Annotated in this window: 15 protein-coding genes and 3 pseudogenes; 7 read left to right on the forward strand and 11 right to left on the reverse strand. The window is 65.2% G+C overall.

Annotated elements, in window-relative coordinates; all coding sequences use genetic code 11:
• Nucleotides 1-207: 207 nt before the first annotated feature.
• Nucleotides 208-1,349, forward strand: a protein-coding gene (locus tag MKL01_RS34645; protein WP_243909706.1) for an IS3 family transposase whose coding sequence is annotated in 2 segments (ribosomal slippage) — nt 208-475 and nt 475-1,349 — 1,143 coding nt in all. Because the reading frame shifts where the segments join, the coding sequence is not laid out codon by codon here.
• Between the two features lie 34 nt (nt 1,350-1,383).
• On the opposite strand, the pseudogene MKL01_RS34650 reads toward MKL01_RS34645, so the two are convergent.
• The 10 genes and pseudogenes from MKL01_RS34650 to MKL01_RS36325 all read right to left on the reverse strand — a co-directional run.
• Nucleotides 1,384-2,169: pseudogene (locus MKL01_RS34650) on the reverse strand (catalase); the annotation flags it as partial.
• Between the two features lie 251 nt (nt 2,170-2,420).
• Nucleotides 2,421-2,762: pseudogene (locus tag MKL01_RS36055) on the reverse strand (DUF533 domain-containing protein); the annotation flags it as partial.
• Nucleotides 2,763-2,816: 54 nt separating this feature from the next.
• Complete coding sequence (locus tag MKL01_RS36060; RefSeq protein WP_313901508.1) at nt 2,817-2,981, reverse strand: hypothetical protein; 165 nt, start codon at nt 2,979-2,981, stop codon at nt 2,817-2,819.
• A 165-nt stretch (nt 2,982-3,146) separates the two neighbouring features.
• A complete protein-coding gene (locus tag MKL01_RS34660; RefSeq protein WP_243909718.1) occupies nt 3,147-3,665 on the reverse strand; it encodes a MucR family transcriptional regulator in 519 nt (172 codons plus the stop codon).
• 95 nt (nt 3,666-3,760) lie between these two features.
• Nucleotides 3,761-4,462, reverse strand: a complete 702-nt coding sequence (gene ctrA / locus MKL01_RS34665; protein ID WP_243909708.1) for a response regulator transcription factor CtrA — start codon at nt 4,460-4,462, stop codon at nt 3,761-3,763.
• Between the two features lie 107 nt (nt 4,463-4,569).
• A pseudogene (locus MKL01_RS34670) lies at nt 4,570-5,827 on the reverse strand (IS3 family transposase).
• Nucleotides 5,828-5,935: 108 nt separating this feature from the next.
• Nucleotides 5,936-6,205: a synembryn gene (locus tag MKL01_RS34675; protein WP_243909709.1), complete on the reverse strand. Its 270-nt coding sequence runs from the start codon at nt 6,203-6,205 to the stop codon at nt 5,936-5,938.
• Complete coding sequence (locus MKL01_RS34680) at nt 6,202-6,420, reverse strand: hypothetical protein (protein WP_243909710.1); 219 nt, start codon at nt 6,418-6,420, stop codon at nt 6,202-6,204. Before MKL01_RS34680 ends, MKL01_RS34675 begins: the two co-directional genes overlap by 4 nt.
• Nucleotides 6,417-6,665, reverse strand: coding sequence for a hypothetical protein (locus MKL01_RS36065; RefSeq protein ID WP_313901509.1), 249 nt, complete (start codon nt 6,663-6,665; stop codon nt 6,417-6,419). The genes MKL01_RS34680 and MKL01_RS36065 overlap by 4 nt, the downstream gene beginning before the upstream one ends.
• The gene (locus MKL01_RS36325) at nt 6,662-6,838 is read right to left on the reverse strand and encodes a DUF5681 domain-containing protein (RefSeq protein WP_409566405.1); all 177 of its coding nucleotides are present in this window, start codon (nt 6,836-6,838) and stop codon (nt 6,662-6,664) included. The genes MKL01_RS36065 and MKL01_RS36325 overlap by 4 nt, the downstream gene beginning before the upstream one ends.
• A 162-nt stretch (nt 6,839-7,000) precedes the next feature.
• On the opposite strand from MKL01_RS36325, the gene MKL01_RS34690 reads away from it, so the two are divergent.
• The 4 genes from MKL01_RS34690 to MKL01_RS34705 all read left to right on the forward strand — a co-directional run bounded on the left by MKL01_RS34690 (nt 7,001) and on the right by MKL01_RS34705 (nt 8,514).
• Nucleotides 7,001-7,210 carry a hypothetical protein gene (locus tag MKL01_RS34690; RefSeq protein WP_243909711.1) on the forward strand — a complete coding sequence of 70 codons (210 nt, stop codon included), beginning with the start codon at nt 7,001-7,003 and terminating at the stop codon, nt 7,208-7,210.
• A gap of 12 nt (nt 7,211-7,222) precedes the next feature.
• Nucleotides 7,223-7,384, forward strand: a complete 162-nt coding sequence (locus MKL01_RS34695) for a hypothetical protein (protein ID WP_243909712.1) — start codon at nt 7,223-7,225, stop codon at nt 7,382-7,384.
• A 182-nt stretch (nt 7,385-7,566) separates the two neighbouring features.
• The gene (locus tag MKL01_RS34700) at nt 7,567-7,917 is read left to right on the forward strand and encodes a hypothetical protein (protein ID WP_243909713.1); all 351 of its coding nucleotides are present in this window, start codon (nt 7,567-7,569) and stop codon (nt 7,915-7,917) included.
• Between the two features lie 60 nt (nt 7,918-7,977).
• The gene (locus MKL01_RS34705) at nt 7,978-8,514 is read left to right on the forward strand and encodes a hypothetical protein (RefSeq protein WP_243909714.1); all 537 of its coding nucleotides are present in this window, start codon (nt 7,978-7,980) and stop codon (nt 8,512-8,514) included.
• 16 nt (nt 8,515-8,530) lie between these two features.
• On the opposite strand, the gene MKL01_RS34710 is transcribed toward MKL01_RS34705, so the two are convergent.
• On the reverse strand, nt 8,531-8,938 hold the full coding sequence (locus MKL01_RS34710) for a hypothetical protein (RefSeq protein ID WP_243909715.1): 408 nt from the start codon (nt 8,936-8,938) through the stop codon (nt 8,531-8,533).
• Between the two features lie 257 nt (nt 8,939-9,195).
• Between MKL01_RS34710 and MKL01_RS34715 the strand changes: the two genes are divergently transcribed.
• A complete protein-coding gene (locus MKL01_RS34715; RefSeq protein WP_243909716.1) occupies nt 9,196-9,465 on the forward strand; it encodes a GCG_CRPN prefix-to-repeats domain-containing protein in 270 nt (89 codons plus the stop codon).
• 212 nt (nt 9,466-9,677) lie between these two features.
• Nucleotides 9,678-10,118 (forward strand): SRPBCC domain-containing protein, encoded by a 441-nt coding sequence (locus MKL01_RS34720; RefSeq protein ID WP_243909717.1) that lies wholly within the window; start codon nt 9,678-9,680, stop codon nt 10,116-10,118.
• Nucleotides 10,119-10,658: the final 540 nt, after the last annotated feature.

Below are 10,658 nucleotides of genomic sequence, written 5' to 3' on the forward strand. Positions count from 1 at the left end.
GCGCCCATCAGGCCCGTTGCCGAAGTCGCCGCCTTCGGCGTCGAGGCTGTTGGCGGCGACGAGCAGACCGAGGTTGAACAGATGGCCGGAACCGAGGCGCACGACCACGTCGGTTCCGCCCAACCGGGCGGTGGCGGCAGGTGACCTGACCGGCTGGCTTTGGACCGGGCTGATTGAGAGGATCAGCCAGGACCGAAGGAGTCGGACATGCGGCGAGGTCAGAAGACGAGCGCGGAGCAGGTGGTGCTGAAGCTGCGCCAGATCGAGGTGCAGACGGCACAAGGCAAGAGCTTGGCGCTAGCGTGCAAGGAGGCGGAGATCTCCGAGCAGAGCTATTATCGCTGGCGCAAGGAGTACGGCGGCCTCCAAGCCGACCAGGCCAGGAAGATGAAGGACCTGGAGCGCGAGAACGCGCGATTGCGTCGGCTCGTGGCTGACTTGTCCTTGGAGAAGCAGGTGCTGGCGGACGTCGCCTCGGGAAACTTGTAGCCCCCGAGCGACGCCGGCAGGCAGTGGACGGCATTCGTGAGAAGTATGGTCTCTCGGAGCGCCATGCCTGTCGGATCGTCGGCCAGCACCGGGGCACGCAGCGCTACGTGCCGACTCTGCTAGCCGACGAGGATGGGCTGACCCGGGCCATCATCGCCCTGGCGTCCGAGTACGGGCGCTACGGCTACCGCCGCGTCACCGCGCTGCTGCAGGCGGCTGGGTGGCAGGTGGGTAAGGACCGGGTTCAGCGCATCTGGCGTCGCGAGGGGCTGAAGGTCCCGCAAAAGCACCGGCCGCGCAGCCGTCTCTGGCTGAACGACGGCTCATGCGTGCGACTACGGCCGCTCCGCCGCAACCATGTGTGGAGCTTCGACTTCGTGCAGGCGCAGACGCACGACGGGCGGAGCCTGCGCATCCTGACGCTGATCGACGAGCACAGCCGGACATGCTTGGCGCTGAAGGTGGCCCGACGCATCAACAGCGTAGGTGTGATCGAGGCGCTGGCCGATGCCATGTGCCTGCACGGCATCCCGGAGCACATCCGCTGCGATAACGGCCCCGAGATGATCTCGAAGGCGTTGCGTAAGTGGGTCGCCAAGACGGGGCCGCAGATCCAGTACATCGCGCCAGGCTCGCCGTGGGAGAACGGGTACTGCGAGAGCTTTAATGGCAAGCTTCGGGATGAGTGCCTGAGACAAGAGATCTTCTACTCGCTGAAGGAGGCGCAGATCGTGATCGGTCTTTGGCAAACTACCTACAACCGCGTCCGGCCGCATTCGTCCCTGGGCTATCGGCCGCCCGCGCCTGTCAGCTACCCGGATCTGGCCTTCCGGCTACCCATCGCCGCCACCATGCAGTAGCCTCTCAATCGGCTCGGTCCAAAATACCGGTCAGCGCCCAGAGCTGCGCCTTCAACTCGAACACCACCTCATTATCCCGAAAGAGGGCGACGGTCGCGTGCCGGAAGCCGTCCTCGTCCCGGTGTGGATCGAGCCGCCACTCGGATAACGCGCGCTGGGCCTCGGCCGTGGGAACGGCCGCGAGCTTGGCCACGTAATCGCCGAAGCGCACGGGTGCCTGGCTGAAGTAGCTATCGGCGAGCGGGTGGCTGTAGGGGTGCCCAAAAAAGTCGGCGAGCGCGCTCTCTGTGCCGAAGGCGTGCAGCACCTTGTTGAGGTTGCGCATCGTCGAGGAGACGGCGCTCTTCACGCCCTCCGGCATTCCTGTTGACTTGCCGATCACCGTGCCGTCGCGCAGGAAGCCGGCCGCCGTGCCGGACGGGAAGGTCGTACCGGTCGCGAGCACGAAATCCTGGGTATCGACGGAATGGCCAGGGAGCTTTTCCCCGGGAACGTCGAACACCTTGATGGACATGCCGCGATGTGTTGACACCCGGTCGCCCAGGGTCTCGCCCGGGCCCTGCGCGAAGCGGACCGCGACAGAGTGGGTACCAGGCTTTGAGAACAATCCTTGCGCCAGTTCCGGCGGGAGACCGGCGGCGACCGTCAGCTCACCCGTCACGCAGGCTGAGCTTTTGGCATGGCTGGCGCGGACCGCGTGGTGCTCGCGCTGCTCGACCGTCTCCGACTGCTGGGTCATACCCTTGATGATACCGTCGATGGTCTTCTGCTCGTCCGGCGCGGGCTGCTCAATGTCGGAGGCGTAGCGCAGGTAGGTCATTCTCGGGCTCTTGTGCGCGGTTCCCTCAGGTGAAGTTCCGTGCACATGGCCAAGTTCCTATTTCGGCGCTCTGTATGGAGGCGCAGCGCTCACTCCCAGGGTGCCGGAGCATCCTTCAGCATCGCGTCGTAGTCCGAAACAAGCTGATGAAGGGCGGTGGTCGTCCTCACTGCGTCCAGGCCGACCCGCGCTGCGGCTGCACCGTGCGCAGGCGGCGCTCGCCGTAGCGGTCGTCTGGGGAGCGCTCGGCGTCAGCCGGCCAGCTCATTATCGAGCCGAGTTATAGCTTCAGCTGGCACGTCCAGTGCCTCAGCTAGCATCTTGAGGAACTGCCGCTCCTGCAAGGTATCCGGCTCGATTGCGAGACGGGCGGCGGCGTAGATGCGAGCGGCCTGTTCGGGACTGCTCACCCCATCCGCAAGTTCGTCGATATCGGCTGGCTCGGCGAGTTCCTTATCCAGCCATGCATGACCAGCAGCGCCGAGCTTGGCAGCCGCGAGGGCGCTGTAGAGGCGCTCCCGCTCCGCGGCATCCATCAGCCCATCGGCCATCGTGGCGGCCACCATTGCCCGCATCATGGTGCGGGCTTCGTCTTCGCTGACCTCAGAATGATCGAAGGGTGTAAGGGGCGCAGGAGGTAATTTCGCCTACGGAGATGGAGGTGTTGGGTCTGGTGCATGCGTGCGGCCTGGAAGCGCCTTCAATGCGAGACTGACGATCATGGCGATACCGCCCATAGCCGCCGTCGCGGCGATCGTGCTGCCCTGCCGATCGCGCACCAGCGCGTCGACCATCTGCTTCGCCTCTGTCACGGTGGCCTCCTGCTGCTGGACAGGGTTGGTCCCGCAACGAATGGAGTGCCGCGGCGGTTCAAGGTCGGCCGCCTACGCCCGCCGCGATCCGCTCCCATCCGCATGGATCTGTACCCTCGCCGCGATCTACGGCGAAGGTTCGGCAAAATGCTCCTCGCGAGCGCCCTACGCCTCAGCGGGCTCCTTCGCCTTCCGTGGCCGGCCAGCCCGCTTCGGCTTCTCGGACACGGTCTCAGAGGCAGCAGCAACCTTCGGAGCAGCTTTCCGGCGCTGCGTTCCAAGCCCATTGCTCCGGGCGAACTCGGCGCGCATGGCCGAGTAGCTGGCGGCGGTCATAGGGTAGTCCCGCGGCAGCCCGAAACGCTTACGGTACTCCTCCACGGTCAGGCCGTGGCCGGTGAGATGCCACTTCAGGGTCTTGTACGGCTTGCCGTCGAGGAAGCTGATCAGCGCGTCGGGGGTGATGGATTTCCGGATCTGGGCCGGCGTCGGCTTGTCGACCGCCGGAGCAGCCGGTGCTGCGGAGGTGCCGAGCCCTTTGAGCGCAGCTAGTGTGCTGGCGATCAGCTCCGCCATATCGGCAGGTCGCATTGAGTTGTTGGATACGTAGGCCGCGACAATGTCCGCCGCCAGCACAATGAAATCGACGGCCTGAGCCTCGATGGTCTCTGCGTTCTCGTCCAGGGTACACTTGCTTGAGTGAAGCGGGCCAACTGCACCGGAAATCGAAATAAATCAACGTAGATAGAGTGCTTCAGATCGTTCTTAGTGGAAAATTTTTAGCTCGCCATGGCTCGCATCTCGGCCGCCTCCTCGCGGAGGACGTAGCCGCGACCCCAGATGGTCTCGATGTAGTTCTTGCCCTGGCTGGCGTTGGCGAGCTTCTTGCGCAGCTTGCAGATGAACACGTCGATGATCTTCAGCTCGGGTTCGTCCATCCCGCCGTAGAGGTGGTTGAGGAACATCTCCTTGGTGATCGTCGAGCCCTTCCGCAGGCCGAGAAGCTCCAGCATCTGATACTCCTTCGACGTCAGCGGAACGCGCTTGCCGTCGATCGAAGCCATCTTCTCGTCGAGGTCTAACACGAGGTCGCCGATCGTGATGATGGACTGGGCGTGCCCCTTCGACCGGCGCACGATGGCGTGGATGCGCGCCACCAGCTCGTCCTTATGGAACGGCTTGGTCAGGTAATCGTCGGCCCCGAAGCCCAGGCCCTTCACCTTGTCCTCGATGCCGGCCATGCCCGACAGGATCAGGATCGGCGTCTTGACCTTCGCCACGCGGAGCGAGCGTAGCACCTCGTAGCCCGACATGTCGGGCAGGTTCAGATCGAGGAGGATGATGTCGTAATCGTACAGCTTACCGAGATCGACACCCTCTTCCCCGAGGTCGGTGGTGTAGGTGTTGAAATTCTCGGACTTGAGCATCAACTCGATGCTCTGCGCGATGGTAGCCTCATCCTCGATCAGCAGAACACGCATAACGCCACCTCGATCTGACGTGCGTCATACATCCTCAACGATACCGAACTCTTAACAGGCACCTTCTGGAGTGCACCCTGTTTGACCGGACAGGCAGCGGGGTGGGTTTAGGCACTCCGGCTGAGGTACTTTCGGGGCGAGAGCATGCGTAGGCCGGAGTGCGGGTGGATGGTGTTGTAGTCCTCGAACCAAGCCGGCAGAAGCCGCATCACGGTCTCGGCGTCGGCCAAGATGGCGAGGCGGGCGTAGTCCCGCTTGAGCGTCTTCACGAACACTTCCGCGATGCCGTTGCTCTGCGGCCAGCGTACCGGGGTGAACAGCAGACGTAGCCCGAGCGCGGCGGCCGTCTGCGCTGTCTCCTTGGCGATGTAGGCGGAGCCGTTGTCGGACAGCCATTCGACCGGGTGCGGGGTCTTCGTTGCGCCGAACCGGTGCTCGCAGCAGGCGATCATCAGGTCGCAGACCATCTCGGCCGAGACGCCTGTCGTGGTCGCCGACCACGCCATGATCTCACGGTCGCAAGCGTCGATGGCAAACAGCACGCGCACGATCGCACCGTCCCGGCAGCGCAGTTCGAGATGGTCCGAGCTACCCGCTCCACGTTCGAGCGCAGCGCCACCACGATGCCGTCGTGGGTGCGGCCGGGCCGGCGGGCGGTGTGCGGCGCGAGGGTGAGCCCGTTCGCCTGCAGGATGCGCAGCACCCGCTTGGCATTGACGCTCGCCTCGCCGCGCGAGCGCAGCACCCGGTTCCCCAGTGCGGTGACGCGGCGATAGCCGTAACTCCGGCCATCGACGATCGCGCGGATCGTCGGCAAGAGCCGCGCATCCTCGGGCTTGTGGTAGAGGCCGCGCGGCCGAGCAGGTCGGCTCAGGCGCTCGGCGAGGTGGGAGCGGGCCACGCCGAGCGTGTCGGCGACCGCCTGCATCGCAAACCGCTCGTCGAACCGCCCCAGGAGCTGAACGGCGAGGTCGGTTTTTTTGTTCGCGCGAGGTCGAGCGCCTCCTTCAGGATCTCGACATCCATGGTCTTGCGCCCGAGCAGGCGTTCGAGGTCGCGTACGCGTCGCTCCAACTCGCGCACGCGCTGGTTCCGACGACCTCCTCGTCGGCGTGCACGGCCTGATGGCCGCCCTCCAGCATGCGCCGCTTCCACGAGAACAGCAGGCTGGGCGAGAGGCCGAAGCGGCGGGCGACGAACGACACGGACGAGCCGTGCTGCTGGCGCTCCTCGACGAGGCGGATCTCCTCATCCTGAGCTTGTCGAAGGATCGGTGGTGGACCAGCGACGTCGACGCTGAACGCCGGTCAGGATCTCGCCGTGCACCGGCGGGGCGGTCGGATCGGATGACATAGCCTTACCCATAGGCCAACGCCTATGCCTTCGTGAGCTATGCCGCCTGTCCGGTCAAAACAGGGTGCGGTTCAACTTCGCTGTTCAGTACTCGGTGACGACCAGATCCGTGTCACGTCACTACGCCGCCCTGTATGCGTGCTGCACCAGATAACCGTACCGCTCGCCAAACCACTCGACCGTCGTCCGCGCCCCATCGCGGATAACGGGTTCGTCGGAAGCCGCCATCTCGGCGACCACGGATGCGGAGCTGCCAGAGCTGCTTATGAGCAGGTCGAGCATCTGCCGTGCCTCGGCCTCGATCTCTTCCTCGGTCATGCCGGCGAAGGGGTTGGCCTTACGGGTCGCCTCCAGCCGGACGACGCGCGCCTCGAACTCTTTCGGTCTCATTGCCACGCCTCCCGGGACGTGAGCCCTTCTCGCGCCAGCAGTGCGCCCGCCCAGGCGTCCCGCTCGGGGTCGACCGGCTCGCCCGCCTCGGCCTGCCGGAGGACGGCGATCAAGCCGTCCAACTCCTCGTCCGTGTAGCGGAGCGGGCCGGGCTTGAGGTTAAGGTTGAGCAGCTCCAGCCGGACGATGCGGCTCTTGATGTCGTGCAACCTCATCGGCGGATCCCTTCAATCTCGGCGAGGCGACGGCTCAGGTCCGCCGCCGTGATGGCGTCGATGTGGGCCGAGACCGCCTTGCCGATGTCGGCGGCTTCGCTTGGTGTGATCTCGCCCAACGACACGGCCCGCAACTGGGCGGCGGTCGCCTTCGGCAGGTCGTCGGCCGTCTCGATCGTCGGCAGGTCAAAGGTGATGCTGCGGTCTCGGCACGGCGACAGTAGGCGGTCGAGGCACAGCTTCATCGCGCCGCCGTCGCCGGCCAGCGCCTGCTCGATGGCCTTGCGGGATAGAGGGCTTCCGCCTCGCCCTCGAAAATGGCCTCCAGGGCCAGCGTGGAGCGGTTGCGCGAGCCGCGGGGCCGGCCAGCGGGGTTGCCGGACTGGCCCTCTACGAATGGTTTTCCGTAGCCTCGCATGATCGGCTCTCAGGACTGAGCTGGCTGTAAACAACAGCAGGAAAACAGCCAGACCGGTGAGGATATATAGCACAGGCTATGACGCCTCGCGACTGTCTCTCCGGCGGCATCCTCGGACCTGTGCCGACACGTGCTGCGTTGACGTGAAGATGGAGAGCGCCGATGTCCGACAAGCCACTGACCGCGAACACCCAGGATCTCGCCAACACCGAGTATGACGCGGAGCGCTGGGCCCGGGTGGGCACCGAGCAACGGTCCATTCCTCCGATCAGTCCCAAAGCACCATCGGACCCAACGGAGGGTCCAGATGTCGGCCTGTCGCAGAAGGGCACCGACGAGGCGGCGGTCGTGAAGCGCGAGACCGAGATCTGAAAGGGCTGCCACATGGCCGATGAACCGATCGACACCCAGGCTCAGCGGATGCCCCAAGGCAAGCCGCCAAGCGAGGGGCTGGCGAACACCCCGCAGGACACTGCTACCGGCGCGATCAAGCCGCAGGACGGCCCGATGAAGCGGGCCGGCACCGAGAAGGAGGAGGCCGCTTAGGGTGGGACGAGCCTCGGAGCTGAGAGGGACAAGCCTAACGGTAGCCAGTGAGAAGTGCCTCTCGTGCTTGTAGAGCCTCATCGGGACGCCCTGGCATCCTGAGCAAGTAACGTGCGTTGACGTCGTCGAACTCCATCACGCCAACCCCGTGCGGTCCGCACGCCGAAACGGACCTGAGACCCATGGGACATTCCCCAAGCACGGCTGATCTGCCCGCTTTTCTGGCGGAAGTGGTCCAGCCATGGATTGATGTCGTAAAAGTCGCTCCTGCCGGGATGGGTCAGGACGTGATGAGGGTCGCTGCCGAAGCTGTCGTCGGTTTGCAGGAGCGAGTGGAGATGACGGCCGATTTGGAAAGCGTCATTGCGGACGCGCGGCTGGCCTCTGACGAGTTGGGTATCGGTCTGGACCGGGAAGACTTCGATCCCTCCAAGCCTCGAGCCGACGCCCTGGCCGCGCTCAATGCCTTGATCACGCTGCTACCTGAGGCGCGACCAAACGAGCGCGCCAAGGGGCTCGGGCTCGGCTGGTAGGGTTCTGATCGGAACGCGACCCCATCCAGTCCGGTACGGTCGGGTAACCTCGCGGTCGCTATGATGAGTGCCGGACGGCGCGCGGCCCTGCGTCGCCGCGGCGAGCCCATGAGTGAGCGGTATCTGTTCCGATCCGATTGGCGGCCGTCGCGCCGCCGCATCCTGCTGGCTGGCCTGCTCGGGCATTATGCCGCCGCCTACTGCTTCTGCGCGTCGACAATCGTCACTGACTTCGTCGACGACCTCCAGACGCAAGGCGTGGCGATCTTAGAGGGCGCGACCTGGGGCCGGGCGTTCGAGGTGCTCTGGACCGCCCCGGTCGTGACCGGCCTCCTCGGAGTGTGGAGTGCCTTTCTAATCAGCCCGACCCTCCTGATCACGTTGCCGGTGACGCATTGGGCTGCACGCAAGCTCGATACAGGGGCACTGTCGACGACGGCCATCGGTGTCCTGCCAGGTGTTCTAGCGGGCCTCATCGTGTTCGGGACCGCGCCGCGGATCGAGCTGAACTTCATCCTCTGTTCCGCCGCGGGCGGTGCCGCATTCGCGCTGATCGTCTGGCTGCTTTGCATTCGACCGCGGCGACCTTACAGGTGAGGCCTGCAAGCGGTCGTCATGCCTGCGACCCTTCGATGCCGTGCCAAGCCATCTCTAGGACGATCGCGCGCCAGCCGGCGTGCGTCGGGTCCATCTCGACGATCTCCACCTCCAGCGCCGTGAAGTCCTCGTTCGGGTTCGCAGCATGCAGGGCGTGACTGATCCGGCGCAGCTCGGCGCGGCATGCGGTCCCGACCGGATCCACGGCGAAGCCTGGCACGTCGAGGGCATCGTCCGAGGGCGGTGCCAAGGTATCGACCCATGGCCGACCCTTCGACCAATCGGGGTTAGCGGCGGCACTGCGTTCCCGCTCGCCCGTGACGACGATGCGCAGGAGCGCGTAGGCAGCGGCCTCCAGGCTCGTGGCGCCGGAAAGATGCCAACTTTGCCCACTCGCCGGTGCACGCGTGCGCGAGGCGGTCATCGCAGCTCCTCCAGTTCGACCTCGAACGCAGCCATCTCCGCGTCGGTCGCGGCTACGGCACTGCACCAGCCCACCGGGTTCGGCTGGTAGGTGACAGCAGCCACGGCCGTGCCACCCGATATGCCGCGACGAGGGCGGAGGTCCGTTTGTTTCCAGGCCGTTATGGCCAGGGTCACTTCCCATTCACGTCGCCGATGCGATCTGTATTTTCCCGAACGGCCAGTTCTGCGGTCCGGGTTCGCACAGGATGTCTGTTCATGATGCACCTGAAGATGCTCGCGGCGGCCGCCGCTATCGCTAGTGGTCTCGGCCTCGCCTCGGCGGCCAGCGCTGCACCGCTCGCGCAAGTCGCTGCGGACGCTATCGGAGGCACCGCCCACGTCACCGATGTGGCCTTCGGCTGCGGCCCCGGCTTCGCGCCCGGGCCCTACGGCCGCTGCCGCCCGATCTATGGCAAACCGCGCTTCTACGGTGCGCATTGTTTCATCCGTCCTACGCCATACGGTCCGCGGCGTATCTGCCGGTAGGGAACACGGCCGGCGCCGGGAAGTGATAGATCCCGGCGCGGTGAGTGTTACTGCAAGGGGTGATCACGACTGCGCCTTCCTGAAGGTACCGACCGTGGCGGGCGAGACCCTGCCACAACCGACCCTGTCGGGGGCGCGGCGTTCGGCCGAGGTGTGGCCGGGGTTGGTTATGCGGTCGGGGTCGGGCTTGCGGGACATGGTTAGAAGCCGCCATGGAGATCACCACCAATCTCACGATCCCGGGGCGCGCCGATGAAGTCTGGGCGGTCCTCGTCGACTTGGTGTCGTACCCGCGGTGGAACCCGTTCATCCGCAAGGTAGATGGCGAGTTGGCAGAAGGTGCTGCTTGGAAGGCTGAATTGTCCCTAGACGGCAGGGTCTTCTTCAACGTTCCGACGGTCATCACGGAACTGGTGCCTGGCGCGCGACTGACATGGCGCGGCGGTCTACCGAAACTGATGACTGGCACGCACAGCTTCGGTGTGACGGAAGCCACGGGCGTCGTGACCCTAGAGCAGTCTGAGACCTTCTCCGGTGCGCTCGTGCCTGTCGTCTTCCCTTTGCTCAGGCCGTCGCTGACTCGGCGCTTCGCCGAGATGAACGAGGCGCTGATGGCCGAGGTCGTGAGGCGCAGGGTTCCAGCGCAGGTGTGAACGCGCGAACCGGGATCGAGCCGCGCCTTACGCTCGGCTGCGTCGAGGTCGGGGTGGAACGGGCCTTAGGCGTCGGCGGCGGGGATCACGGCCGGCACCCGCCGCGCCCTGTCGGGGCCGCGAGAGCGGAACATGCTAGAACGGTCCGGAACGCGCTAAGCGACTGATCCGGTTGCCTTGTTTTACTGTTCCACTTGTTCCGTTTTAAAAGGAAGAGGAAATCTTAGCGCCCTCGCGGCGCACGCGGCTGGCCGCGCAATTTTTCCGGGAGAGTACGCGTCCAAAGCGGCACAAGCGGAACAGCGGAACAACGCCTGTAAAATCAATGAGTTGTACCGGATCGGTCCCGGCTCGATGCGGATCAGAGCGGAACATTTCAGTCCTCCGCCTGCCTTTCCGACAGACCGGGATCGTTCCACTTCCATCCTGGGAACCGTCGCTCCCATTCCGCCCGGAGTTGCACCAGGGGCGGGAACTCCCAGCCGCGGCGGCGCAACACCTTCTTGGTGTTTGAGCATCCGTGCTTCTTTAGAATGTCGC

Source organism: Methylobacterium sp. J-070, assembly GCF_022829385.1.
In the GTDB taxonomy this organism is placed as follows: Bacteria; Pseudomonadota; Alphaproteobacteria; order Rhizobiales; family Beijerinckiaceae; genus Methylobacterium.

Bases quoted from the DNA above. Each gene is read 5' to 3' on its own strand.
- ctrA (WP_243909708.1), bottom strand. From the start codon at position 4,462: ATGCGTGTTCTGCTGATCGAGGATGAGGCTACCATCGCGCAGAGCATC.
- MKL01_RS34675 (WP_243909709.1), bottom strand. From the start codon at position 6,205: ATGAGACCGAAAGAGTTCGAGGCGCGCGTCGTCCGGCTGGAGGCGACC.
- MKL01_RS34680 (WP_243909710.1), bottom strand. From the start codon at position 6,420: ATGAGGTTGCACGACATCAAGAGCCGCATCGTCCGGCTGGAGCTGCTC.
- MKL01_RS36065 (WP_313901509.1), bottom strand. From the start codon at position 6,665: ATGAAGCTGTGCCTCGACCGCCTACTGTCGCCGTGCCGAGACCGCAGC.
- MKL01_RS36325 (WP_409566405.1), bottom strand. From the start codon at position 6,838: ATGCGAGGCTACGGAAAACCATTCGTAGAGGGCCAGTCCGGCAACCCC.
- MKL01_RS34690 (WP_243909711.1), top strand. From the start codon at position 7,001: ATGTCCGACAAGCCACTGACCGCGAACACCCAGGATCTCGCCAACACC.
- MKL01_RS34695 (WP_243909712.1), top strand. From the start codon at position 7,223: ATGGCCGATGAACCGATCGACACCCAGGCTCAGCGGATGCCCCAAGGC.
- MKL01_RS34700 (WP_243909713.1), top strand. From the start codon at position 7,567: ATGGGACATTCCCCAAGCACGGCTGATCTGCCCGCTTTTCTGGCGGAA.
- MKL01_RS34705 (WP_243909714.1), top strand. From the start codon at position 7,978: ATGATGAGTGCCGGACGGCGCGCGGCCCTGCGTCGCCGCGGCGAGCCC.
- MKL01_RS34710 (WP_243909715.1), bottom strand. From the start codon at position 8,938: ATGACCGCCTCGCGCACGCGTGCACCGGCGAGTGGGCAAAGTTGGCAT.
- MKL01_RS34715 (WP_243909716.1), top strand. From the start codon at position 9,196: ATGATGCACCTGAAGATGCTCGCGGCGGCCGCCGCTATCGCTAGTGGT.
- MKL01_RS34720 (WP_243909717.1), top strand. From the start codon at position 9,678: ATGGAGATCACCACCAATCTCACGATCCCGGGGCGCGCCGATGAAGTC.